This is a genomic window from Gilliamella sp. wkB18 (genome assembly GCF_001690875.1).
GTDB lineage: Bacteria > Pseudomonadota > Gammaproteobacteria > Enterobacterales > Orbaceae > Gilliamella > Gilliamella apicola_A.
In genome coordinates this window covers 78,946-102,683 of sequence record NZ_LZHM01000038.1, presented here as the reverse complement: position 1 = coordinate 102,683, position 23,738 = coordinate 78,946, and the positions used below count along the sequence as shown (strand labels likewise).

Annotated in this window: 23 protein-coding genes; 14 read left to right on the top strand and 9 right to left on the bottom strand. The window is 33.6% G+C overall.

Features of this window, described 5'->3' with window-relative positions:
- Positions 1 to 180 precede the first annotated feature (180 nt).
- On the top strand, positions 181 to 2,106 hold the full coding sequence (locus A9G48_RS03340) for an ABC transporter ATP-binding protein (protein WP_065575778.1): 1,926 nt from the start codon (positions 181 to 183) through the stop codon (positions 2,104 to 2,106).
- Between the two features lie 103 nt (positions 2,107 to 2,209).
- Here the strand turns inward: A9G48_RS03340 and A9G48_RS03335 are convergent, their stop codons facing one another.
- The 3 genes from A9G48_RS03335 to apbC all read right to left on the bottom strand — a co-directional run bounded on the left by A9G48_RS03335 (position 2,210) and on the right by apbC (position 5,413).
- A complete protein-coding gene (locus tag A9G48_RS03335; RefSeq protein ID WP_065575777.1) occupies positions 2,210 to 3,391 on the bottom strand; it encodes a sugar transporter in 1,182 nt (393 codons plus the stop codon).
- 140 nt (positions 3,392 to 3,531) lie between these two features.
- Positions 3,532 to 4,044: a thiol peroxidase gene (gene tpx / locus A9G48_RS03330; RefSeq protein WP_034943996.1), complete on the bottom strand. Its 513-nt coding sequence runs from the start codon at positions 4,042 to 4,044 to the stop codon at positions 3,532 to 3,534.
- A gap of 295 nt (positions 4,045 to 4,339) precedes the next feature.
- Complete coding sequence (apbC, locus tag A9G48_RS03325) at positions 4,340 to 5,413, bottom strand: iron-sulfur cluster carrier protein ApbC (protein ID WP_051825044.1); 1,074 nt, start codon at positions 5,411 to 5,413, stop codon at positions 4,340 to 4,342.
- Between the two features lie 252 nt (positions 5,414 to 5,665).
- Here apbC and metG point away from each other — a divergent pair, with 252 nt between their 5' ends.
- Complete coding sequence (gene metG, locus A9G48_RS03320) at positions 5,666 to 7,690, top strand: methionine--tRNA ligase (protein WP_065575776.1); 2,025 nt, start codon at positions 5,666 to 5,668, stop codon at positions 7,688 to 7,690.
- 793 nt (positions 7,691 to 8,483) lie between these two features.
- On the opposite strand, the gene tolC is transcribed toward metG, so the two are convergent.
- Positions 8,484 to 9,818, bottom strand: a complete 1,335-nt coding sequence (gene tolC / locus A9G48_RS03315) for an outer membrane channel protein TolC (RefSeq protein WP_051825042.1) — start codon at positions 9,816 to 9,818, stop codon at positions 8,484 to 8,486.
- Positions 9,819 to 9,957: 139 nt separating this feature from the next.
- Between tolC and nudF the strand changes: the two genes are divergently transcribed.
- Together nudF and cpdA are read left to right on the top strand one after the other, a co-directional pair.
- The gene (gene nudF / locus A9G48_RS03310) at positions 9,958 to 10,587 is read left to right on the top strand and encodes an ADP-ribose diphosphatase (RefSeq protein ID WP_065575775.1); all 630 of its coding nucleotides are present in this window, start codon (positions 9,958 to 9,960) and stop codon (positions 10,585 to 10,587) included.
- 138 nt (positions 10,588 to 10,725) lie between these two features.
- On the top strand, positions 10,726 to 11,556 hold the full coding sequence (gene cpdA, locus A9G48_RS03305; RefSeq protein ID WP_034943986.1) for a 3',5'-cyclic-AMP phosphodiesterase: 831 nt from the start codon (positions 10,726 to 10,728) through the stop codon (positions 11,554 to 11,556).
- A 53-nt stretch (positions 11,557 to 11,609) separates the two neighbouring features.
- Here cpdA and cls read toward each other — a convergent pair whose 3' ends face one another.
- The 5 genes from cls to fldA all read right to left on the bottom strand — a co-directional run bounded on the left by cls (position 11,610) and on the right by fldA (position 15,224).
- On the bottom strand, positions 11,610 to 13,073 hold the full coding sequence (cls, locus tag A9G48_RS03300; RefSeq protein ID WP_065569440.1) for a cardiolipin synthase: 1,464 nt from the start codon (positions 13,071 to 13,073) through the stop codon (positions 11,610 to 11,612).
- A 5-nt stretch (positions 13,074 to 13,078) separates the two neighbouring features.
- A complete protein-coding gene (yciA, locus tag A9G48_RS03295) occupies positions 13,079 to 13,537 on the bottom strand; it encodes an acyl-CoA thioester hydrolase YciA (protein WP_034943979.1) in 459 nt (152 codons plus the stop codon).
- A gap of 27 nt (positions 13,538 to 13,564) precedes the next feature.
- Positions 13,565 to 14,107, bottom strand: a complete 543-nt coding sequence (locus A9G48_RS03290; protein ID WP_034943976.1) for an inner membrane-spanning protein YciB — start codon at positions 14,105 to 14,107, stop codon at positions 13,565 to 13,567.
- A gap of 70 nt (positions 14,108 to 14,177) precedes the next feature.
- Complete coding sequence (fur, locus tag A9G48_RS03285; protein ID WP_034943973.1) at positions 14,178 to 14,636, bottom strand: ferric iron uptake transcriptional regulator; 459 nt, start codon at positions 14,634 to 14,636, stop codon at positions 14,178 to 14,180.
- 75 nt (positions 14,637 to 14,711) lie between these two features.
- The gene (fldA, locus tag A9G48_RS03280) at positions 14,712 to 15,224 is read right to left on the bottom strand and encodes a flavodoxin FldA (protein ID WP_034943970.1); all 513 of its coding nucleotides are present in this window, start codon (positions 15,222 to 15,224) and stop codon (positions 14,712 to 14,714) included.
- A gap of 187 nt (positions 15,225 to 15,411) precedes the next feature.
- Between fldA and sucC the strand changes: the two genes are divergently transcribed.
- The 10 genes from sucC to hslV all read left to right on the top strand — a co-directional run bounded on the left by sucC (position 15,412) and on the right by hslV (position 23,719).
- Positions 15,412 to 16,584, top strand: coding sequence for an ADP-forming succinate--CoA ligase subunit beta (gene sucC, locus A9G48_RS03275; protein ID WP_034943967.1), 1,173 nt, complete (start codon positions 15,412 to 15,414; stop codon positions 16,582 to 16,584).
- A 25-nt stretch (positions 16,585 to 16,609) separates the two neighbouring features.
- Positions 16,610 to 17,482, top strand: coding sequence for a succinate--CoA ligase subunit alpha (sucD, locus tag A9G48_RS03270; RefSeq protein ID WP_034943964.1), 873 nt, complete (start codon positions 16,610 to 16,612; stop codon positions 17,480 to 17,482).
- 101 nt (positions 17,483 to 17,583) lie between these two features.
- The gene (locus tag A9G48_RS03265; RefSeq protein WP_034943961.1) at positions 17,584 to 19,161 is read left to right on the top strand and encodes a cytochrome ubiquinol oxidase subunit I; all 1,578 of its coding nucleotides are present in this window, start codon (positions 17,584 to 17,586) and stop codon (positions 19,159 to 19,161) included.
- A 12-nt stretch (positions 19,162 to 19,173) separates the two neighbouring features.
- Positions 19,174 to 20,310 carry a cytochrome d ubiquinol oxidase subunit II gene (gene cydB / locus A9G48_RS03260; protein WP_034943958.1) on the top strand — a complete coding sequence of 379 codons (1,137 nt, stop codon included), beginning with the start codon at positions 19,174 to 19,176 and terminating at the stop codon, positions 20,308 to 20,310.
- A 9-nt stretch (positions 20,311 to 20,319) separates the two neighbouring features.
- On the top strand, positions 20,320 to 20,430 hold the full coding sequence (locus A9G48_RS12110) for a cytochrome bd oxidase small subunit, CydX/CbdX family (RefSeq protein WP_141670384.1): 111 nt from the start codon (positions 20,320 to 20,322) through the stop codon (positions 20,428 to 20,430).
- 194 nt (positions 20,431 to 20,624) lie between these two features.
- Positions 20,625 to 21,020 carry a tol-pal system-associated acyl-CoA thioesterase gene (gene ybgC, locus A9G48_RS03255; protein WP_034943954.1) on the top strand — a complete coding sequence of 132 codons (396 nt, stop codon included), beginning with the start codon at positions 20,625 to 20,627 and terminating at the stop codon, positions 21,018 to 21,020.
- Positions 21,021 to 21,701, top strand: a complete 681-nt coding sequence (gene tolQ, locus A9G48_RS03250) for a protein TolQ (protein WP_034943951.1) — start codon at positions 21,021 to 21,023, stop codon at positions 21,699 to 21,701.
- A gap of 2 nt (positions 21,702 to 21,703) precedes the next feature.
- The gene (tolR, locus tag A9G48_RS03245) at positions 21,704 to 22,123 is read left to right on the top strand and encodes a colicin uptake protein TolR (RefSeq protein WP_034943948.1); all 420 of its coding nucleotides are present in this window, start codon (positions 21,704 to 21,706) and stop codon (positions 22,121 to 22,123) included.
- 38 nt (positions 22,124 to 22,161) lie between these two features.
- Positions 22,162 to 23,040: a cell envelope integrity protein TolA gene (gene tolA / locus A9G48_RS03240; protein WP_065575774.1), complete on the top strand. Its 879-nt coding sequence runs from the start codon at positions 22,162 to 22,164 to the stop codon at positions 23,038 to 23,040.
- A 151-nt stretch (positions 23,041 to 23,191) separates the two neighbouring features.
- Entirely contained in the window at positions 23,192 to 23,719 is a 528-nt protein-coding gene (gene hslV, locus A9G48_RS03235; protein WP_034943942.1) for an ATP-dependent protease subunit HslV, read from the top strand.
- Positions 23,720 to 23,738 lie beyond the last annotated feature (19 nt).

Here is a 23,738-nt window from a genome sequence, read left to right as displayed (position 1 = left end):
TATTATTAATATTTTTAAATGATCAATAAATACAGCATTCTTATCCTTCTTAAGAAAAAATAAAGAATCTTACATTAGTAAAGAATTTTATTATATCTTTGATAATTGATTTTAATTGGCTGATACAACTTTATGATAGAATAACGCTTTATTACTTTTTATCCAAATAAAAACATAAATATGTCATTAATTAACCTTACAAATGCTTACCTATCATTTAGTGATGCGCCCTTGCTTGATCATATCGATATGTCTATTGAGCCAAACGAGCGTGTTTGTCTTGTTGGCCGTAATGGTGCTGGTAAATCGACTTTACTTAAAGTGTTAAATAAAGAAATGCCATTAGACGAAGGGCAAATCATTTATGAAAATAATGTAATTGTTTCACGATTACAACAAGATCCTCCTCGTGATGTGCAAGGCAGCGTGTTTGATTTTGTGGCAGAAGGGTTACACGAACAAACACAATTATTACGAGATTACTACGATTTAGCACATTGTGTAGAGTCCGATCCTTGCGAAAGTAACTTAGATAAATTAGCGAAAATGCAAGAACAGTTAGATCATCAAAATGGTTGGCAATTAGATAGCCGTATTCGTAATGTTATTTCTTCATTATCGCTTGATGGTGATGCGTTGTTGTCTTCGTTATCGGGTGGGTGGTTGCGTAAAGCCGCATTAGCCAAAGCGTTGGTTTGTCAGCCAACAGTTTTATTGCTTGATGAACCAACCAATCATTTGGATATTCAAACCATTAAATGGTTGGAAGATTTTTTGAAAAGTTTTAATGGCAGTATTGTGTTTATTTCCCATGATCGTTCGTTTATTCGTCAAATGGCAACGCGTATTATTGATTTGGATCGAGGTAAAATTGCGTCTTGGAGTGGGAATTATGATAATTATTTGCTTGGTAAAGAAGAAGCATTGCGTGTTGAAGAGTTACAAAATGCTGAATTCGATAAAAAATTAGCTCAAGAAGAAGTCTGGATCCGACAAGGTATTAAAGCTCGTCGTACTCGTAATGAAGGGCGAGTGCGAGCATTAAAAGCAATGCGTCAAGAATATAGCAAGCGTCGCCAAGTTATGGGTAGTGCTAAAATGCAAATTGAGGAAGCATTACGTTCAGGAAAAGTTGTTTTTGAACTTGAAAATGTGACATATCAGATTGAAAATAAGTTACTAGTTAATGATTTTTCTGTGCAAGTATTACGTGGTGATAAGATCGCTCTGATTGGCCCTAATGGTGTTGGTAAAACAACTTTATTAAAATTGATGTTGGGTAATTTGACACCAACATTAGGTAGTGTGCATTGTGGCACAAAGCTTGAAGTTGCTTATTTTGACCAATATCGTCTCGAACTTGATCCTGAAAAAACGGTGATGGATAATTTAGCCGAAGGTAAGCAAGAGGTCATGGTTAATGGCCGATCACGCCATATACTTGGTTATTTACAGGACTTTTTGTTTCCGCCTAAACGTGCCAGAACACCTGTACGAGCACTGTCTGGAGGGGAGCGTAATCGTTTATTGCTGGCTAAACTATTTTTAAAACCTAGCAATTTATTAATACTTGATGAACCGACCAATGATCTTGATATTGAAACATTAGAATTGCTAGAAGAGTTAGTGAATGATTATCAAGGAACTGTCTTGTTGGTTAGTCATGATCGGCAATTTGTTGATAATGTGGTCACTCAATGTTGGTTTTTTGAAGAAAAAGGTCATATTGGTGTTTATGCTGGTGGTTATACCGATGCTCTGCAACAGCAGCAGCAGGCACAACCAGTTAAAGTAACGACAGTTAATAAACTTGAGCAACCTAAAAAAGAATTAGGTGCTACTAATAATCAAAGTAGTGAGCGAATCGCTAAAAAGAAAGTTAAACTGAGTTATAATGAACAACGAGAATTGGCACAATTACCAAGCAAAATAGAACAATTAGAATTAGAGATTGCTGATTTACAAGCACAAATTGGTCAAAGTGACTTTTTTAATCAAACTCATGAAATTACTAGTCCAATTTTACAATCTTTGGCAGATAAAGAGGCTGAATTAGAAGCTGTTTTTGAAAGATGGGAACAGTTAGAGTCTTTAAGTAAATCATAAGTTAATTTAGTATTTCTCAGCATTATTTATTTGTGTTATAAAATAAATAATGCTGTTTCCTTACCCTAAGGTTTTTATATAATATTTTTTACATAACCCTTTTTTAAATGACTGTTTTATTATTCCACAATTTTCTAGAGAGAAAGTAGAATAATATTAGTGCGATGATGACAAAACACGCACCAACATAACCAATGTAATCAATTGAAAGTAGAATTAATACTTTACTACCTATAAAAGCACCGCCTCCTATTCCAATATTGAAAATACCAGAATAGACTGAAGTGGCAATATCTGTGGCATCAGGTGCGGCATCAATTACTTTGCTTTGCATAACCATTCCAATAATTGTAATGGAAAGTCCCCAAATTAAACATTGAATAATTGCGGTATAAAGCGTGAATGAACAGACATAAAGCGATAATAAGCAAGCGACCAATAATAGCATAGGGATGATGAAAATTGCGGTTGGATTTTTTTCAGCATATCTTGCAAAAATAACGCTACCAATCATTCCAGAGAAGCCTACAACTAATAATAAAAGGACGATAACATTTTGATTAAATCCACCAATATTTTTCATGAATGGCGTAATATAGGTATAGGCAGTAAAGTGACCTGCAATAATAATGGCAATTAATAAATAAATGTTTAGCAGTATAGGGCGTTTTAATACATGCGGAATATCTTTGATAGAAATAATATTCATGCTTGGTACAGTAGGCAATAAGCGGAGTAGTAATATCATTACGCAAAAAGCGATACTAGCAATACATAAAAAAGTCACTCGCCAGCCGACAAGTTGCCCTATGATTGTACCGATGGGGATACCTAATATAGTTGCCATTGATACGCCAATAACAATAAATCCCATTGCTTTAGCTTTTTTCCCATTGGGTGCTAACCGAACCGCTAGAGGTGTTGTAATTGCCCAAAATACAGCATGAGCACAAGCAATACCAATTCTTGCTATCATTAAGCTGTAAAAATTCCATGCGACTCCAGCTAAAATATGACTACCTATAAATAGGCAAAATAAAAAAATGAGTAGCTTTCTCCGTTCTATTTTTGATGTTAATACTGTGAGTGGCAATGATAATAACGAAACAGCCCATGCATAAATTGTGAGTAGTAATCCAGCATGAGCTACGTCCATTGAAAAGCTTTCAGCAATATTGGGTAATAGTCCGACAGGTACAAATTCAGTTGTATTAAAAATAAATGCCGCAAATGCAAGGCAAAGAATTGATGACCAAACCCGAGATCGGTTAATACTATTATTCATGATTAAGATTATGGAGGGAATATTAAATTATTTTTGATTATAACTGAATATGTTTGTCTATTAAATAGTTATTAAGAATTAAACTTAATCTAATCGCCACCGATATTAGTATTTGGTGACGATGTTTTCATTATAACGATTTATTCTAATGCTTTAGCTGCAGCTAGGGCTTTGTCATAATCAGGTTCAGTAGAGGTTTCTTTAACATATTCCACATAAACAATTTTGTCTTTTTCATCAATGACAAATACTGCTCGAGAAAGTAGTCGTAACTCTTCAATAACAACCCCATATTTTAAACCAAAATTGAGTTCTTTATGATCTGAGGTGACTTTAATGGCATCAATACCTTCAGCAGCACAGTAGCGATTTAAAGCAAAAGGTAAATCAACGCTGATTGAAAATATCACTGTATTTTTTAATTTTGCCGCTTCAACGTTAAAACGGTGAACTTGAGCACTACATACTGAGGTATCAATGGATGGCACCGAATTAATAATTCTGATTTTACCTTTAAAATCGGACAATTTAATGGGCTCCATTTTTAAATCTTGCACGATAAAATCAGGTGCCATGTCGCCAACATTGATTTGTGTGCCTAACAAAGTAATAGGTGCTCCGCGCATGGTGACTTCATTAACTCTTTTTTGCATAACAGTTTCCTTAGTGTTGTGACGAATCACGTTGTTGATAGTGTAATGGCTTCCAATGAATTGGAGTTGTTGCACTTGTTAGGGATAAATAGATTTAGAATTGAACCAATATAGAACTAAAACAACCTCTGAACAATAGCTTGAACTTGTTTTAAGTGATGAATTAGCTGATTTCTATTATCGTTAATAATGATATTGTTAAAAATGATGAATAAATTTGCGTAGTTATCGAATTAATAGAAATAATATGTAATTAGTATTGGCTGTTTTTACAGCCAATAGCTGAATTTTCAAGTTATAATGTTTTAAAAGCAATATCAGGCAAAATCGCTTCACCTTGCCAATATAATTCGCTAGCAATACTTCCAGCAATTTGATAATAAAGTTGGCTAAATTCGCTATCTGGGTGGCTAATAATGGTCGGCTTTCCTGTATCAAGATCTTGGCGTAACATTTTTTGAAGTGGAATTTGCCCTAGCAATTTTGTTTGATATTGTTCAGTTAAACGTTTTGCACCACCTTCACCAAAGATGGCCTCATGATGTCCACAATGTTCACAAATGTGGTAACTCATGTTTTCAATAATTCCTAATGTTGGGATGTTTACTTTATTAAACATGGTAATACCTTTTTTTGCATCGATTAAGGCAATATCTTGAGGCGTTGTGATAATTACAGCAGCAGTAACTGGAATGTTTTGCGCTAGGGTTAATTGGATGTCCCCTGTGCCTGGAGGCATATCAATGACAAGATAGTCGAGTTCTGGCCAAAGCGTGTCTTGTAAAATCTGTAATAGAGCTTTACTTGCCATAGGTCCACGCCATATCATGGCACTATCGGAATCAACTAAATAACCAATGGAATTGCTTGCAAGCCCATATGCCATTATTGGTGTCATATGTTTATTATCGGGCGTTAAGGGTTGTTGTTTCTCTGTACCTAACATGGTTGGGATCGAGGGGCCATAAATATCTGCATCTAAAATCCCTACTTTAGCCCCTTGTTTTTGTAAAGCTAGCGCAAGATTGACCGCTGTTGATGATTTTCCAACGCCGCCTTTTCCTGAGCTTATCGCGATAATGTTTTTTATATTATTAATGGCATTTTTGTTATTAGCACGTTTTAAAGTAGCAATTTTATATTCAATATGCCAGTCAATATCATTAACGCTGTTAAGCTTAAGCAATTCTGGAGAGGTTATTTTTTTCAATTCTTCAAAAGTAGATTGCCAAGCGAAAGGCATTGTTAAATTTATAGTTAAGCAGTGATTAACTATTTCACATTCTTTTATTGCGCCAAGTTCAAGTAAATTTTTTTTTAGCGTTGAATGAGTAAAATTTTCAAGAATTTTTTTTACTTCAGTGTTCATTGTGGTTATCTCTTTGTGCCTCAGTATTTATACTCGTTTTATTTCCAATTACCTTGTATCAAAAGCTAAAAAAACATTAAATAATAATAGGGCGGTACATTTTATGGGTTTACCTCCCTAAAAAATGATTATTTGCTGTTTGAAAAGTAAATTGAGCATATAAATTTTATCAAATTATGGCATAAATCTAGCGATAATCCCACGATTGATGTACTATTTCTGCCATTATGTAAAAAAGGGTAATAAATCAACATGACAACTCAACGCAAAATATTAGTGACTTGTGCACTTCCTTATGCCAATGGTGCAATTCACTTAGGTCATATGCTAGAACACATTCAAGCTGATGTATGGGTACGCTATCAACGTATGCGGGGAAATGAGATCTATTTTATTTGTGCTGACGATGCCCATGGCACGCCGATTATGCTCAAAGCTCAGCAATTGGGGATTACTCCAGAGCAGATGATTAGTGATGTCAAAGCCGAACATCAACGTGATTTTTCTGGCTTTAATATTAGTTATGATAATTACCATTCAACACATAGCCCAGAAAATCGAGAGATATCAGAGCAAATTTATAAACGTTTAAAACTGAATGGCTATATTAAAACTAAAGTTATTTCACAGCTATTCGATCCTGAAAAACAGATGTTTTTACCTGACCGTTTTGTAAAAGGTACTTGCCCACGCTGTAAAGCACCAGATCAGTATGGTGATAACTGTGAAGTTTGCGGAGCAACTTATAATCCAATTGATTTAATTAATCCCCAATCAGTAGTATCTGGTGCTACACCTGTTATGAAAGATTCTGAGCACTTCTTTTTTGATCTACCTGCTTTTTCAAATATGTTACAAGAGTGGATTCGTTCAGGAACATTACAAGATCAAGTTGCTAATAAAATGCAAGAGTGGTTTGAATCTGGTTTACAACCGTGGGATATTAGTCGTGATGCACCTTATTTTGGATTTGAGATCCCCGATGCCCCTGGTAAGTATTTTTACGTTTGGTTAGATGCGCCAATTGGTTATATGGGATCTTTCTTAAATTACTGTAATAAAAAAAATAAACCAATTTTTGATGAGTTTTGGGACAAAAATTCAAGTACAGAACTGTATCACTTTATTGGTAAAGATATTGTTTATTTTCACAGCTTATTTTGGCCTGCTATGCTTGAAGGTAGCGAATATCGTAAGCCTTCCAATATTTTTGTACATGGTTATGTGACTGTTGATGGTGCAAAAATGTCTAAATCACGCGGCACTTTTATTCAAGCAAGTACCTATCTAAAACATTTAGATCCTGATTGTTTGCGTTATTATTATGCGGCTAAATTATCGTCACATATTGATGATATTGACTTAAACTTAGAAGACTTTGTTCAACGTGTAAATAGTGATTTAGTCAATAAAGTTGTTAATATTGCTTCGCGTTCGGCTGGTTTTATTTATAAACGCTTTGACGGCAAATTATCAGATAAAGTGGCAGAGCCTGAACTGTATTCCTTGTTTGTTGAAAAAGCAAAAGTGATTGCTGACTACTTTGAACAACGTGAATCAGGCAAGGCAATTCGTGAAATTATGGCACTTGCTGACGAAGCTAACCGATATATTGACGAAAAGGCACCTTGGGTGGTTGCTAAACAAGAAGGGCAAGATCAAGTATTGCAAGATATTTGCTCAATGGGAATTCATTTATTCCGCATCTTAATGACCTATTTAAAACCAATTGTGCCTTCATTGGCTGAACGTACAGAAGCATTTTTAAATAGCAAATTAGAATGGAGCGAAATTGATAATGCTTTAACAAGTCATAAAATTAATCAGTTTAAAGCTTTATTTAATCGTATTGATATGGATAAAATTACAACCATGATTGAAGAAACAAAACAACAAGCTGCATTACAATCTGCCAAACCTAAAGTTGCTGAACCTATCGCTGAGACGATTAATTTTGATGATTTTGCTAAAGTCGATATGCGCGTTGCTTTAATTAAACATGCTTGTTTTGTTGAAGGATCCGATAAATTACTTCAATTAACGCTTGATATTGGTGATGAAACCCGTAATGTGTTTTCAGGTATCAAGCAGTTTTATTCCGATCCAGAGGTGTTAATTGGGCGTTTAACTATTATGATTGCTAACTTAGCACCTCGTAAAATGCGCTTTGGTGTTTCAGAAGGAATGGTGCTTTGTGCAAGTGATAAAGATGATGGCGAAGGTGTGTACCTACTATCACCAGATAGTGGCGCTAAACCAGGAATGCGAATTTCGTAATTGATATCTTTATTATAGAAACTGCATCTTAACAAATTAATATGTTTGTTAAGATGTATGGAATCTATATTATATATTTTAATTTATTAGGGTGTTAAGTTTCATTATTCGTTTATTAAAAACATTTAATTGGTTTAGCCAAAATTCTATTTTTTAAAGGGTAACATTTCATAATTATATTTTGCCCTAAACTTTCTTTAATATATTCGCTCCAGTTTAAGATAATCAACATAAAAGATATAGTATTTATTATCTATTTAATCTTTTCCAACTCAAGTTTATGTTGTAGATGGACTTTGCTTTTAATAACGTTTTAGTTTGTATCAATTCTTGTACAAGCTTTTCAATAGACGCTTGGCGTAAAATTTAGTCACTAATACCCTCACAATAATCAGATAATAGTTTGATGTATTAAGTATGATTTTTATTGCGCAGAACTGTTAGCAATTGAGTGTAGCGATTAAATGAAATAGCAATAAAAGTAATATTGCTAAGTTCAATCATTTCTTGTTGGTCGCCAATTTAGCAGCATAAATTAACAATACAAATGGCTGCTAAATATATTACCTTTTAGAAAGGTATATACTTTATATACGGACAGGCATTGCCTATCAAAAATTGCAATGATTATTATAGTTATTGTGGATTTTAAATATTAGATTAGGAAAATTTTATGTAACTTTATAAGGTTGAAGAGTACTAAATTTAGTAAGTGCAAGTCGTAAAAAATGGATAATAACCAGATTTTAAGTTAAAAATAAAGGCGATTTAATCGCCCTTTATTTCTAAATAATTATTTAATTGTTACCAAGGTACCAACTTCATTACCAAGCATGTTATTTAGTGTGACAAGATCATCAGCTGTTAATGTACCAACAGCATATTTCAGTTGTAACAAACTAGTTAAATAGTTATATTTTGCATCTGATAAATTTCTTTTAGAACTATAAAGTTGTGTAGTTGCATTTAATACATCAACGATAGTTCGTGTTCCTACTTGGTATCCTGATGTTGTTGCTTCTAATGAACTTTCAGCTGAAATAACAGCTTGTTGGTAAGCTTTAATAGCACTGATTGATGAAGAAATATTATTGTATGAAGAACGTACTTGGTTGATTACATTTCGATTAGTACTTTCCAGTTTTTCGCTAAAACTAACAAAATTATGTTGTGCTTGATCAACTTTTGACATAGTAGCACCACCAGAAAAAATAGGCATATTTAAGTTAATCCCTACATAATTATTTCCTGAATATGACTTAGTATGCGTGCTATTGCTACCATATCGATCATTTTTGTTTAAATTGGTTGAAGCATTTAAATTAGCAGTAGGTAGATGCCCCGCTTGAGCAAGCTTAATTTGCTCACGCGCAATATCTTGATTTAATTTCATTGTTAATAGATTGAGATTAGATATTTCAGATTGTTTTAACAAAGTGCTAATTTGAGTTGGTGCAACCGCTTGGAACGTTTTAGGATCAACGGTAGCCAATTTAGAATAAAAGCGACCACTTACTTGACGTAAATATTCGAGAGCATTGTTTAAATCATTTAAAGCATTAACTTGTTGCGCAACAGTAAGATCGTAATTTGCTTGGGCATTTTGTACATCAGTAATTGCAACTAAACCAACTTGATGCTGTTGGCGAGTTTGCTCTAATTGGCGCCCAATGGCTTTTTTTTGTGCATCAATAAAACTTAATGCATCAAGTGCTTTTAATACATTAAAGTAAGCGACAGATGTATTTAATATCAATGTTTGACCTTGATATTGGTAAGCGATGTCAGCGATGGAAGCTTGCTTTTTGGTTATGTCTAGAACTTTCCAATTCGAATAATCGAAAATACTTTGTGTTAAGGTCAATTGGTATAAATTGCCGCTTTTAGTTTTAACGCCACTGCTATCTCGACGACCATGCGTAACACCATAAGAAGCATTTAGACCAATTTGTGGAAGTAAACTTGCACGCGATCCTGAAATTGCTGAATATGCCTTATCTTTTTCAGCTAATGAACTGCGCAAATCAGGATTGGTTTCCTTAGCTTGTTCATAAACCTGTACCAAATTTTCGGCAAATACAGATTGGCTTAAGGCTAAGCCGATTAGAAAGGTTAAAGTTTTTTTCATTAATTTTCTCTTTAAAAAACATTAAAATATAGTAGCATTCTCATTTATATAATTTTAACAGATAATTAAGATATAGTAAGCATAGTTTATTCGCTATTCGCACTTTTTATTAAAATTCAACCTAAAATTGAGGGGGCATATGAAAATTAAGAATAATCCAATCCTTTTTGACAACAAAGACGTATTTAATTTAACTAAACGTCTTTTATATAAAGGCTTTTTTTCGTTATTTGAATATCGTTTCAAATACCGTCAATTTGATGGTTCAATTAGTGAAGAAGTCTCAAGAGAAATTTTAGAGCGTGGGCATGCTGTAGTATTGTTAGCGTACGATGCTAAGCGCGATAAAGTAGTAATGATTGAGCAAATTCGTATTGCGGCTATAGAAACGCAACAGAGCCCATGGCTGCTAGAGTTAATTGCAGGAATGATGGATCATAAAAATGAATCCTATGAAGATGTTGCAAGGCGTGAAGCGATGGAAGAAGCTGGTATTTCAGTTGGTCGTTGTAAGCCTATAATTAGTTATTTAGCGTCTCCAGGCGGTTTAACAGAAAAATTACATATTATAGTTGGCGAAGTGGATTCATCAACAGCAAGTGGTATTCATGGACTTGCTGAAGAAAATGAAGATATTAAAGTGCATGTTATTAGTAGAGAAAAGGCTTACCAATGGGTTGAAAATGGAATTATCAATAATGCAGCATCAATTATTGCACTTCAATGGTTGCAACTTAACCATATTTTATTAAAAAATGAATGGAAATAGTTTATTATTAATGGTCGCATTTACACTTAATAAATATACTTGGTTTTATAATAAAATATTATAATCGATTATAATGTTACAATTTATCGTGAATATCATTAAGCATTAATATAATTTAACAGAAGGTTGAGGTAAATTTTGGCGTCTTTTTTACAGCTTTCTAACCGAAATAAGAATTACAGTAATATATTACATATTACTGATACTCATCTTTTTTCCAAGGATAATAATGTATTATTAGGAGTTAATTCAAACGCAAGTTTTTCATCGGTTATCACTGAAATTAAGCGTCGAAATAAAATATTTGATTTAATTGTGGCAACAGGTGACTTTGTGCAAGATGGCTCAAAAGAAGCTTATATTCGTTTTGCAACAAATATAAGGAAATTTAATACACCTTGTGTATGGTTGGCTGGAAATCATGATAATTATATTTTTATGCAAGATGTTTTTTCTAATTATCAACTTGCTAGCAATAAAATAGTACTATTGGGTGATAAATGGTTAATTGTTTTATTAAACAGCCAAGTCATGGGGTGTGCTTATGGTTTTTTGTCTAAATCGGAACTTAATTTTTTTAAAAACGCATTACAAAGTTATCCAGATAGAGAAGTACTTGTTTTTTTGCATCATCATCCTATCAAATCTGGCTGCAATTGGTTGGATCAGCATATTTTAAAAAATAGCGATAAATTAGAACAAATTATTCAAAACAATCCTAAAATAAAAGGGCTAGGTTGGGGACATATACATCAAAATCAAAAGTATATATGGCATAACTGTTTAGCATTTTCTACTCCTTCAACATGTGTGCAATTCAAACCAGGAAGTTATGACTTTCAGCTATCAAGCGATGATGCACCTGGATGGCGTGAAATTGTACTTAATATTGATGGTTCGATTCAGACAAATGTTTATCGTATTCATAACAATCATTTTAAACCTGATCTGTCACAAAATGGTTACTAAAAAAACTAAAAAACAATGCATATTTGCTTTTAATTTATGATATAAACTAAATATCAAAGAAGTGGTGCAAAAAAATAAAAAAGGCGTTCTACTATATGTTGCCAAATGGGGCGTTTTTTCCAGTCATCAAAAGTTATTTCATCCGATTGTGATAAGTATTTTTGTAAGAGTTGAGAGAGTGATTTGGCGAATTCGGCATCATCTATAACTGCAGTAATTTCAAAATTAAGCCATAAACTCCGCATATCTAAATTAACGGTGCCTACAAGGCTTAACTGATTATCAATTAGTACACTTTTGGTATGCAATAAATTATCATTGAATTGGTAAAGTTTTACTCCGCCCTCTAATAATTCAGAAAAAAATGCGCGACTAGCCCATTTCACCATAAGAGAGTCATTCTTTTTAGGAATGATGATAATAACCTCAACACCTCTCTGGGCAGCTGTGCATACAGCATGTAAAATATCGTCACTTGGCACTAAATAAGGTGTGGTAAAAATGATTTGTTCTTGTGCTGAATAGATCGCAGTTAATAATGCTTGGTGGATCATGTTTTCCATGTATCCTGGACCTGAAGCTATCAATTGCATAATGTGTTTTTTATCTTCTGGTGGTTCGGCAAAATCAGTTATTTGAGGTAATGCTAAATAGTTTCCTGTTTCTAACACCCAATCACTTGCGTAGATAGCCCCCATTAAAGTAGTAACCGGTCCACTCATTCTGACCATAATATCAACCCATTCACCTACATGTTTATTTTGTTTAAAGAAACGAGGATCGACAATATTCATACTACCCGTATAAGATATATAGTTATCAATAATCGCAACTTTACGATGTTGACGCAGATCTAAGCGCCTAAACATAAATCGAAGTAAGTTGACTTGCAAGGCTTCGATAATGATAATTCCGGCTTCACGCATTCTTTTACTTGCACTGGTTCTAATAAAATGCCTACTTCCCGCTGAATCAATCATTAAGCGGCAAATTACTCCGCGTTTAGTTGCTTGAATCAGTGCTTGTTCAACATCATTAGCTCGTCCACCTTCATTCCATATATAAAATACCATCTCAATATTCGAAGTCGCTTTATTTATATCTTCAATTAAACGATCAAAAATGCTATCTGTGTCACTGAGTAATTCGATATGATTACCATTAATTCCATCAAGACCAGTTTGATGTTTACAAAGCTGAAAAATTGGTTTACTGACAGCACTAACATTATTAGTAAAAATATTAGGAAAGTCACTTAATCTATTGATAAATTTTACGATAGTTGGACGCATTTTTTGTGAGCGTTTAACTCTTTGTTGTCCTAAATGGGTTTCGCCAAGTGCAAAATAAAGAATCACTCCAACGATAGGTAAAATATAAATTACCAACATCCATGCAATAACATAAGTTGTTGGTCTGCGCTTAAAAACTACACGTAATGTTGTCGCAACAATAATCAACCAATAAACAAGAAATATAAGAGTACTTATTAATGCATGAAATGAGGAAAATTGCATATTTATTAACTATCACTAAGATTTAATTTATTAATTGAATCTTTCGTACAATCATAATTTTGAAAGATCTCTGGTAATGGTTTAGATTTATTATGTTTATCAACTGAAACATAAGTAAATTCAGCATCAGTAATACAAAAGCGTTGTGTCATATTACCAGTATCAACTAATTTTTTTACCCATACTTCGATACCAATTGTTATCGATGTTTTCCCCGTCTTGATGCAACGCGCATAACAACAGACAACATCGCCAACCATAGCTGGTTTATAAAATGTGATGCTGCTAGCATTAACGGTCACAACGCGATTTTTGGCTATTTCTTTTGATAATATCCCACCAGCAAGATCCATTTGTGACATTATCCAACCACCAAAGATATGACCATGAGGATTGGTATCTGCGGGCATAGCAAGTGTTCTTAGTACTAATTGCCCTTTTGGAATGTCTGTGTTTTGTTTCATTTTTTGAAAGCTCCAAATTATGTTATTTTATTTGTTATCTATATCTTTTTTCATATTTTTATAGATATAAATACCTGAAATTAATGATAATAACAATGATATAATTGGTAATATAAATACTTTAAATATCCAAAAAAAATCATCTGTTGTATAGTAGGTTGCAAATAAGCTAACTATGCCGCATAATATGAAAAATGCTATCCATAATGTATTTAACCTGTTCCAAATAAGCATATCAAGCTGTATTTCTTTGCCTAACATTTGTTGAAGTAGATTTTTCTTGAAAATAAACTTGCCAATTAGTAATGCTGAGGCGAATAAAAAGTTAATAATTGTTACTTTCCATTTAATTATATTTGGTTCTCGTGTATAGAGTGTAAATCCGCCAAAAATAATAATCATCAAATAAGATATCAATTCTATTTTATCTAGCTTTCTGTAAATAATAAGTATGATAAGAAAAGAGACAGTTGCTGATATCATCAATGCTTGTACACCAATAAAAACATCATACATTGTCAAAAACACAAAAAAGAAAACAAGAGGAATAAAATTCAAAAGTTGTTTCATGTAATTACTAACCTAAAAGATAAACTAAAGATTTATATTTTAAAGAAGGAAAAAGCCTATTGGAATAGGCTTATTTTTTTGTATGAAGTTCAGGGTGTTCTTTACAGTTGCCTGATTGGCAATGACCATAAAGGTAAAGACTATGGAAAGTTAATTTAACACCATATTGTTCAGCAATTTCTTTTTGTCTCATATTGATAATTTCGTCTCGAAATTCGAATACTTCACCACAATCTAAACAAATTAAATGATCATGATGCTGTTGTGTCGCAAGTTCAAAAACAGCTTTACCACCTTCAAAATTATGGCGAGTAACAATCCCTGCATCATCAAATTGATTTAAAACACGATAAACAGTGGCAAGTCCGATTTCTTCTCCCATATCAAGTAGCTTTTTATAAATATCTTCTACTGTAATATGCTGACATGAAGGATCACGTAATAACTCTAAAATTTTCAATCGTGGTAACGTAACTTTTAAACCCGCACTTTTAAGCGCGGCATTATTATCTTTATCATGATTTGTCATATTACATCCCAATATATATTAATATGCGTTATTATAAAAATAATTAACGGAAAATAAAAGAAATCATTTGGTAGGCTAAATTCCCATTTCGGCTTGAACTTGTTTGACCCAAGTATTTATGCGTTCGTCTGTCAACTCGGGTTGGCGATCTTCATCAATAGCTAAACCAACGAAATGTGTATTATCCACTAAGCTTTTAGAGGCTTCAAAGCTATAACCTTCAGTGGACCAATTTCCGACAATTTTGGCCCCTTTTAGGGAAATAATGTCACGTAAGGTTCCCATTGCATCACAAAAATATTCGGCATAATCTTCTTGATCACCACAGCCAAAAATAGCAACGGTTTTACCGTTAAAATTAATTTGCTCTAGATTAGGGAAAAAGTCATCCCAGTCGGCCTGAGATTCACCATAATACCAAGTTGGAATACCAAAGAAAAGATAATCAAACTGAGCTATGCTTTCTTTTGTTGATTTAGCAATATCAAAAAGTTGGGCTCTATCTTCGCCTAAAATGAGTTGGATTTGTTTAGCTACATTTTCCGTATTGCCAGTGTCACTACCAAAAAAAATACCAACTTGCTTCATATTTATACCTTTACAATAATTACGATCAAAACAATTTTTTGAGTATATCATTGTCGCATGTCATCAGCAATAATTCTCAATTACATTAAACCATATTAAACATAAAACATTCTTTACTACACAATTTATTCATATTGAATTAAAATTATAAAAAGTTTAATGTTCACTTAAATTGCGGAAATTCTTTATGAACCTTCATGAGTATCAATCAAAATATCTTTTTAAGCAATATAATTTACCTGTACCTGAAGGGTATGTTTGCAACTCCATAGATGAAATACAAGATACTTTAGCTGAATTGTCTTCTCAGACTTCTGCAAGTAGCTCTTGGGCTGTAAAATGTCAGGTGCATGCAGGAGGAAGAGCTAAGGCTGGTGGCGTTATTTGTACAAAAAATTTCAGTGAAATAAAACAATTTGCTGAAAAATGGCTAGGACAATATCTTGTTACTTACCAAACAACTGCTAAAGGTCAACCGGTTAATAAAATTTTAATTGAAAAAGCATTTCATATCCAGAAAGAACTCTATTTGGGGGCGGTAATTGACCGTAGTTTGAAACGTGTTGTTATTATGGCATCAACTGAAGGGGGAATAGATATTGAAAGTGTTGCTGATAAATCTCCGCATTTAATTCATAAAATCTCACTAGATCCTTTAACCGGTCCTTGCACTTACCAAGGTTATGAGCTGGCTTTTAAATTAGGTTTAACTGGAAGGTTAATTAACCAATTTGCAAAATTATTTGTCAATTTCGCTAAACTTTTTTTAGAAAATGATGTTGCATTAGCAGAAGTAAATCCTCTAGTTATTACTGATTCGGATGAGCTAATTTGTTTAGATGCTAAAATTGTTCTAGATGATAATGCACTATTTAGGCATCCGAATTTAAATGTTTTAAGAGATACAACACAAGAGGATGAACGCGAATCTATTGCTGCAAAGCAAGGGATTAGCTATGTTTCATTAGAGGGTAATATTGGTTGCATGGTTAATGGTGCTGGTCTTGCAATGGCGACTATGGATATTATTAAACTGCATGGAGGGGAGCCAGCAAATTTTTTAGATGTTGGTGGTGGAACGACAAAAGAACGGGTTACCGAAGCCTTTAAACTAATTCTATCCGATAAAAATGTAAAAGCTATTTTAGTTAATATTTTTGGGGGTATCGTTCGTTGTGATTTAATTGCTGATGGCATTATTAGTGCCATTAAAGAAAATGGCCTTACTGTCCCAGTAGTTGTTCGGCTTGAAGGAAATAATGCTGAACTTGCCAGAAAAATTCTTGCTAAAAGTAAATTGAATGTTATTTCAGCACAAAGCTTAACGGATGCGGCTCAAAAAATAGTTGCAGTAGCATAACAATAGGGTGGAGGAAATAGTTAATATGTCAATTTTAGTTAATGAAGAGACCAGAGTTATTTGCCAAGGATTTACTGGTAGTCAGGGCACCTTTCATTCACAGCAAGCTTTAGCTTATGGTACGAAGTTAGTTGGAGGAGTAACTCCTGGTAAAGGCGGAACTACACATTTAGGATTACCTGTTTTTAATACGGTTAAAGATGCAGTTAAAGCAACGAATGCAACCGCAAGTGTTATTTATGTCCCGGCAGCATTTGGTAAAGATTCAATACTTGAAGCAATTGATGCTGGTATCAAATTGATTGTATGTATTACTGAAGGTATTCCAACTTTAGATATGCTTATTGTTAAAGAAAAGTTAAAACAAAATAATGATGTGATCATGATTGGTCCAAATTGCCCTGGGATTATTATTCCAGATAAATGTAAAATTGGTATTATGCCTGCACATATTCATTTAGCTGGCCGTATAGGTATTGTGTCTCGTTCGGGAACATTAACTTATGAAGCAGTTAAACAAACAACTGATATTGGATTAGGTCAGTCAATTTGTATTGGTATTGGTGGTGATTCCATTCTCGGGAGTGATTTTACTACTATTTTAGCATTGTTAGAAAAAGATGTTGAAACTGAAGCTATCATAATGATAGGTGAAATTGGGGGCAATGCTGAAGAAGAAGCAGCCGAATATATCAAAAAACATGTTACAAAACCAGTAATTGCTTATATCGCAGGGTTATCTGCACCAGTGGGTAAACGGATGGGGCACGCCGGTGCTATTATTTCGGGAAATAGAGGTACTGCAGAAGAAAAAACTAAAGTACTACAGGATGCAGGTGTTTTTGTCGTCAGGAATTTATCTGACATAGGTAAAACAGCAAAAGAAAGATTTAAGTAGCGTTTTTTGATTTACATCAATTTTCTTCTTTAAATATTGGTGTACAATATATTACAATGATGTTAGAAATTTTTGTAGCAATTAAAGGTTAGGGAGCGTTTATGTTAGATATAGTAGAACTATCACGCCTCCAGTTTGCACTTACCGCAATGTATCATTTTATATTTGTGCCATTAACGCTAGGCTTGGCATTTATGCTAGCAATTATGGAAACAGTATACGTTGTTAGTGGAAAGCAAGTCTGGAAAGATATGACAAAATTCTGGGGCAAACTGTTTGGTATTAATTTTGCAGTAGGTGTTGCAACAGGTTTAACCATGGAATTCCAATTTGGTACTAACTGGTCTTATTATTCACATTATGTGGGTGATATTTTTGGTGCGCCGTTAGCAATTGAGGGATTGATGGCTTTTTTCCTAGAATCAACAATGGTTGGTTTGTTCTTTTTTGGTTGGGATAGATTAAGCCGTGGTAAACATTTGATGGTTACTTGGTGTGTTGCTTTTGGTTCTAACCTTTCGGCTCTTTGGATTTTAGTGGCTAATGGTTGGATGCAATTTCCTGTTGGTTCCGATTTCAACCCAATTAACTCTCGTATGGAAATGACTAACTTTTATGAGTTAATTACCAATTCAGTTGCTCAATATAAGTTCGTTCATACTGTTACTGCAGGATATTTAACTGGTGCTATTTTTGTCTTAAGCATAAGCTCTTATTATCTCTTGAAAAAGCGTGATGTTGCATTTGCAAAACGTTCTTTTGCGATTGCCGCAGTCTTTGGTTTTATTATGTCAATTGCTGTTGCTATAATGGGAGATGAAGCTGGTCATGAATTAGCAACTGTTCAACCTACGAAACTTGCTGCGATTGAAGGTGAATGGGAAACTCAACCAGCCCCAGCTTCATTCAATGTTATTGCGTTTCCATCCCAAAAAAATAGAGAAAATTTATTCGCAATTGAGATTCCTTATGTAATGGGTATAATGACAACACGTTCATTTGATACTCAAGTAACAGGACTTAAGGATATTTTAGCGGATAATGAAAAGAGAATTCGTAATGGAATTTTAGCTTTTTCAAACCTACAGAAGATTCAACAAGGTGATCAGGAACCGGCTGTTTTTAAAGCGTTTGAAGATAATAAAGCAGATTTAGGCTATGGTTATCTTGTTAAACGTTTTACAGATCGTGATAACCTCACAATTTCTCAAGCTACAGAAAAACATATTAAAGCAGCTGTTGACGACTCAATTCCTACTGTTTGGCCACTATTTTGGGCATTTAGAGGAATGGTTGGTTTAGGTTTATTAATGATTCTTGGTACTGCGATAGGGGTATGGGCAACTTATAAAAATAGAGTTGGTGAAATAAGTTGGCTACACCGTTTATTAGTTTTATTTTTACCATTCCCATGGCTTGCCTGTGAGTGTGGTTGGTTTGTTGCTGAATATGGTCGTCAACCTTGGGCTATTCAAGATATTTTACCAACAGGTGTTGCAAATTCGTCATTAACTTCAGGTGAAGTATTATTTACTATGATTCTTATTTGTGGTCTTTATACATTGTTCTTAGTTGCTGAAATGTTTTTGATGTTTAAGTTTGCTAGATTAGGACCAAGTTCTTTAGGTACCGGCAGCTATCATTATGAAAAAACACAACCGGTACAGAATAAGGCATAGGGAGTATACACAATGATTGATTACGAAATTGTACGTGTTATCTGGTGGCTACTGATTAGTGTTGTTTTAATCGGTTTTGTTGTCACTGATGGTTTTGATATGGGGGTAGGTATTTTATTACCATTCATTGGTAAGACAGATACAGAGCGTCGTATTATGATAAATACGATTGCGCCTCACTGGGATGGTAACCAAGTTTGGCTAATTACAGCTGGGGCAGGAATATTTGCCGCTTGGCCTATGGTTTATGCTGCTGCATTCTCAGGTTTTTATATTGCAATGATTCTCGTGCTGTGTGCGCTTTTTTTTAGACCAATTGGTTTTGATTATCGAAGTAAACTTGAAAATTCTAAGTGGCGTAATTTATGGGATAGTGGTATTTTTGCAGGAAGCTTTGTACCAGCATTGGTTTTTGGTGTTGCTTTTGGCAATTTATTAGAAGGCGTTCCATTTAGATTTGATAATTCTTACCGCGTTTTTTATGATGGCAATTTCTTCGGTTTACTTAATCCTTTTGCACTATTAACAGGAATTGTGAGTCTAATGTTATTTGTTGCTCATGGTGGCGCATGGCTACAAATGAAAACGTCAGGTGAGCTTTATTTAAGAGCCAGAAAGGCTACACAAATTGCTAGTTTAATAATGCTAATTGCATTTATTTTAGCTGGGATTTGGGTAGCATTTGGCATGCACGGCTATGAGATTACAAGTGCAATTGATCACAATGGGGTGTCTCACCCATTAAGCAAGACTGTATCAACAGATGCTTCATGGTTATCTAACTATATGAATTATCCTATTTTATGGGTTATCCCTGCATTGGGTGTTGTACTACCTTTACTAACTATTTTGTGTTCTGGCTTAAATAAAAATGCTTTGGTATTTGTTTTATCAGCGTTAACTATTGCTTGTGTACTATTCACATATGGCATTGCAACTTTTCCATTTATTATGCCTTCTAACATTATGCCTAATGCTAGTTTAACAATATGGGACGCTTCATCAAGCCAATTAACACTTAATATAATGTTTATTGTTGTATTGATATTTTTACCAATTGTTCTTTTGTATACAATTTGGACTTATATAAAAATGTTTGGACGAATTGATAAAAATCATATAGAAAATAATAAGCATTCACTTTATTAAGGAATTATTATGTATTACATTTTATGGTTTATTGGACTTATAGCTGCATGTATGATTTCAGTAGTTTCTGGACTTTGGATTGAACGTATAAGTAGTGAAAAAGAAACTAACAATAAGTAGCGATTTAAGAATCTTATAAGTTGAAAAAGGTGGCTTATAGCCGCCTTTTTCATTTTAAGTAGCTATAATTTAATTCAAATAAGCAGGTTAATTAAAAATAATAATTTTTTATTTAGGTGATTTTATATCATAGTGCAGCTGAATCTATATTCAGATATAATATCTCTTAATTTTATTTGATATGAAATGTAAAGATGAAACAATTTAATTGGAATGCTAGAGTTTATTATGAAGACACAGATGCTGGTGGTGTTGTTTACCATGCTCGGTATCTTGCTTTTTTTGAACGTGCTAGAACAGAAATGCTTAGACACTTAGGTATTAGCCAGTACAAGTTGTTACAAGAAAGTATTGCTTTTGTTGTGAAAAAGATGGATATTAATTACAATTTCCCAGCTCGTTTAGATGATATGTTAACTATCAACAGTAAAGTTGAAAAAATTGGTAAAGCATCTATTATTTTTAAGCAAACTATTACCAACCAAAATCAGCAATATATTAGCGAAGCTAATGTTATTATTGCTTGTGTTGATACTATTAAAATGAAGCCATGTGCGCTTCCAAAGTCATTAGTTTTGGAGTTTATATAAATGGAAAACCTGAATATTGTTGAACTGTTTTTGCAAGCAGGTCTATTAGTACAATGTGTCATACTATTACTACTCATGTTCTCAGTGATATCTTGGGCTATCATCTTTCAACGAACGAAAGTTTTAGGGCAAGCTAAAAAGCAAATAAAGCAATTTGATAATAATTTCTGGGCTGCTGATGAATTAAATGTTTTGTTTGATAAAGCAAAATTTAATAAAGAAGAACTTAGTGGTACAGAACATATTTTTTATTCAGGTTTCAAAGAGTTTACTCGGTTGTATCAAATTAACCCTAATATGTCCGAAGCCGCTTTAGATGGCGCATCGCGTTCTATGCGTTTAGCAATGAACCGCGAACTTGATAAGTTAGAATTGAATATTGCTTTTTTAGGTACAGTTGGATCTATTAGTCCATATATAGGTTTATTTGGGACGGTTTGGGGAATTATGCATGCATTTATTTCTCTTGGTGCTGTTAAACAAGCCACCTTGCAAATGGTTGCTCCGGGAATCGCCGAAGCATTGATTGCTACGGCTATTGGATTATTTGCTGCTATTCCCGCTGTTATGGCTTTTAATCGATTATCATTAAAAGTAGGAAGAATTGAGCAAAATTATCTTAACTTTATTGATGAATTTTCAGCTATATTACAACGTCAAGCTGTGGCTATTAGGAAATAATTATGAGCAGGCGTTCTCGTTATTTAACTAAATCTGAAATTAATATAGTACCACTGCTTGATGTGTTATTAGTGTTGGTACTAATTTTTATGGCGACCGCTCCTATTATTAGCCAAAGTGTTGAAGTTGATCTGCCTCAAACTTCTGAATCTAAAACGGTTTCACCATCCGATAATAAAATAATTATTATAGAGGTATCAGACATTGGTGTTTACACATTAGTCATTAATCAAGAGCGCCAAATAAATTTATCTCAAGAGCAAATTATTGCTGAAGTTAAACAGCAATTAGCTTTAAATGAAAAGGCAATTTTTTTAGTTGGTGGTGCTAAAAATGTTCCTTATGAAGAAATAATAAATGCGTTGAATTTATTGCAATCTGCAGGTGTTAAGTCTGTAGGGTTAATGACTCAACCAATTTAAATTTAAGCGATGATAACAATATATTAGAAATGTCAGCAATGTCGAATAATTCAAAATCAAAGTTAAGCCTTGCAATCATCATATCGATTATACTGCATGTAGCGTTAATTATTATTTTAAGCTATAGGCTAACACAAGATGATAGTAATAATTATGGCAGCAATAATGGGCAAACAATTGATGCTATCATGGTTGATCCAACTATAATGTCTGAACAGTACCAAAGGCAAATGCAAAGCCAAATATCTCAACAAAAAGCAGAACAACAAAGGAAGGAGCAAATTGATAGGCAGTTTCAAAATTTTCAAGAAAAACAGCTTGTTCAACAGCAGCAGTTACAAGAATTAGAAAAAGAACGTTTAAAACTTGAAGAAAAACTCAAACAAGAGCAAAAAGCTGCTATAGGAAAGTTAGAAGCAGAAAAGAGATCAGCTGAGCAAAAGGCAGCAGAGGAAAAAGCTATTGCAGAAAAACTAGAAGCAAAAAAGAAAGCTGAAGAGAAAAAAGTTGAGGAAGAGAAAATAGTAAAAGAAAGGCTAGCTATTAAGCAGAAGGCGGAAGCTGCTCAAAATGATAAAAAAGTTAATGATCTTCTTGGTGGAATTATTTCTACATCTAGTTCCTCATTGACTCGTAAAGGTACATCTAATGGTGAATTAGATAAGTATATATTTTTAGTTAAAAGTGCTATAAGCAATAAATTTATTAATCCAAATAAGCTTTATGTTGGTCAAAGCTGTATGTTAGAAATTCGTATCGCACCCGATGGTTTGTTATTGGATGTTAAAGTATTAGGTGGTGATGAAGCTTTATGTCGGGAAGCATTAGCAGCTACAAAATTAGCCGTCATACCAAAACCATCGAATATACTTTATAATGAAGTTAAAAGAATGAAAATTAATTTTGAACCAAAGTGATAATTGTTTGTAGAAGTGCTAACCTAAAATATCTTTCCCGTGAATAAACCTTCAATATCTTTAAATAAAGATATTGAAAATCGACTTATCACCCCAATATATAATCTATTCATTCCAATTTAAGTTATTTATGTAAAAGAAGGAGCAGAATATGACAACAATTGTCAGTGTCCGTCGAGAAGGCCAAGTCGTTATTGGTGGGGATGGCCAAGTCACGCTAGGCGAACGAATAATTATGAAGGGAAACGCTCGCAAGGTTCGCCGTTTATATAATAATAAAGTGATTGCAGGTTTTGCTGGTGGTACTGCTGATGCTTTTACGCTTTTTGAATTATTTGAGCGAAAATTAGAAATGCATCAAGGGCATTTAACCAAATCAGCTGTTGAACTAGCGAAAGATTGGCGTACAGATAGAATGCTACGTAAGCTTGAAGCATTACTTGCTGTTGCTGATGAAAGCGCATCACTTATTATTACTGGTACTGGAGATGTTATCCAACCAGAAGATGATTTAATTGCAATTGGTTCTGGTGGACCTTATGCACAAGCAGCTGCACGTGCTTTACTTGATAATACATCGCTATCAGCGCATGATATTGTGCAAAAATCATTATCAATTGCAGGTGATATTTGTGTGTATACTAATGATTTTCAAACAATCGAAGAACTCAATTATTAATTAAACTGATCTAAGAGAA

Excerpts from the sequence above, each read along its gene's own strand:
- A9G48_RS03340 (WP_065575778.1), top strand. The coding sequence starts at position 181 with ATGTCATTAATTAACCTTACAAATGCTTACCTATCATTTAGTGATGCG.
- A9G48_RS03335 (WP_065575777.1), bottom strand. The coding sequence starts at position 3,391 with ATGAATAATAGTATTAACCGATCTCGGGTTTGGTCATCAATTCTTTGC.
- tpx (WP_034943996.1), bottom strand. The coding sequence starts at position 4,044 with ATGCAAAAAAGAGTTAATGAAGTCACCATGCGCGGAGCACCTATTACT.
- apbC (WP_051825044.1), bottom strand. The coding sequence starts at position 5,413 with ATGAACACTGAAGTAAAAAAAATTCTTGAAAATTTTACTCATTCAACG.
- metG (WP_065575776.1), top strand. The coding sequence starts at position 5,666 with ATGACAACTCAACGCAAAATATTAGTGACTTGTGCACTTCCTTATGCC.
- tolC (WP_051825042.1), bottom strand. The coding sequence starts at position 9,818 with ATGAAAAAAACTTTAACCTTTCTAATCGGCTTAGCCTTAAGCCAATCT.
- nudF (WP_065575775.1), top strand. The coding sequence starts at position 9,958 with ATGAAAATTAAGAATAATCCAATCCTTTTTGACAACAAAGACGTATTT.
- cls (WP_065569440.1), bottom strand. The coding sequence starts at position 13,073 with ATGCAATTTTCCTCATTTCATGCATTAATAAGTACTCTTATATTTCTT.
- yciA (WP_034943979.1), bottom strand. The coding sequence starts at position 13,537 with ATGAAACAAAACACAGACATTCCAAAAGGGCAATTAGTACTAAGAACA.
- A9G48_RS03290 (WP_034943976.1), bottom strand. The coding sequence starts at position 14,107 with ATGAAACAACTTTTGAATTTTATTCCTCTTGTTTTCTTTTTTGTGTTT.
- fur (WP_034943973.1), bottom strand. The coding sequence starts at position 14,636 with ATGACAAATCATGATAAAGATAATAATGCCGCGCTTAAAAGTGCGGGT.
- fldA (WP_034943970.1), bottom strand. The coding sequence starts at position 15,224 with ATGAAGCAAGTTGGTATTTTTTTTGGTAGTGACACTGGCAATACGGAA.
- sucC (WP_034943967.1), top strand. The coding sequence starts at position 15,412 with ATGAACCTTCATGAGTATCAATCAAAATATCTTTTTAAGCAATATAAT.
- sucD (WP_034943964.1), top strand. The coding sequence starts at position 16,610 with ATGTCAATTTTAGTTAATGAAGAGACCAGAGTTATTTGCCAAGGATTT.
- A9G48_RS03265 (WP_034943961.1), top strand. The coding sequence starts at position 17,584 with ATGTTAGATATAGTAGAACTATCACGCCTCCAGTTTGCACTTACCGCA.
- cydB (WP_034943958.1), top strand. The coding sequence starts at position 19,174 with ATGATTGATTACGAAATTGTACGTGTTATCTGGTGGCTACTGATTAGT.
- A9G48_RS12110 (WP_141670384.1), top strand. The coding sequence starts at position 20,320 with ATGTATTACATTTTATGGTTTATTGGACTTATAGCTGCATGTATGATT.
- ybgC (WP_034943954.1), top strand. The coding sequence starts at position 20,625 with ATGAAACAATTTAATTGGAATGCTAGAGTTTATTATGAAGACACAGAT.
- tolQ (WP_034943951.1), top strand. The coding sequence starts at position 21,021 with ATGGAAAACCTGAATATTGTTGAACTGTTTTTGCAAGCAGGTCTATTA.
- tolR (WP_034943948.1), top strand. The coding sequence starts at position 21,704 with ATGAGCAGGCGTTCTCGTTATTTAACTAAATCTGAAATTAATATAGTA.
- tolA (WP_065575774.1), top strand. The coding sequence starts at position 22,162 with ATGTCGAATAATTCAAAATCAAAGTTAAGCCTTGCAATCATCATATCG.
- hslV (WP_034943942.1), top strand. The coding sequence starts at position 23,192 with ATGACAACAATTGTCAGTGTCCGTCGAGAAGGCCAAGTCGTTATTGGT.